Genomic DNA, 482 nt, shown 5'->3' on the forward strand with positions numbered 1-482 from the left:
ACATACACTGTATCTTCTGGTCCATATCCTGGATTATCTCCTGGTGTTAATGGATTATCTGGCTCTCCTGGATTATTTGGATTTGAATTATCTAATATTGTCGTATCTACTTCTTTATTCTTCCCTTCGATATCTCCAATTGTTACTTTCTCAAATTGCCCTTTATCATCTACACTATCGATAGCAACATTATAAATCTCTCCATTATCTGCTAAGTAATCATCTATTGTTTCTACTGTAAATTTAGCTTCACTACTTCCTGCTTTTATAGTAACTTTTATAGTAGCATTATTATTAAACTCTGTATCTCCATCTTGTGTTGTCTTATTTGTATATTTTACAACTACATCTGTATCTTTTGTTGGTACTACTACATTACCATCTTTATCTACTAATTTTACTACATACTCACCTGTCTGACTCTCCCACAACTCTTTTGTTCCATCGATTACAACATACACTGTATCTTCTGGTCCATATCC

Annotated in this window: 1 protein-coding gene; it reads right to left on the reverse strand. The window is 33.0% G+C overall.

Annotation, left to right across the window (positions count from 1 at the left end; genetic code table 11):
• Window positions 1-482: hypothetical protein (locus CRU91_RS12335; RefSeq protein ID WP_222718485.1), on the reverse strand; the 482-nt coding region annotated here is incomplete at both ends.

Origin of the sequence: Aliarcobacter vitoriensis (assembly GCF_003316695.1) — a bacterium.
In the GTDB taxonomy this organism is placed as follows: domain Bacteria; phylum Campylobacterota; class Campylobacteria; order Campylobacterales; family Arcobacteraceae; genus Aliarcobacter; species Aliarcobacter vitoriensis.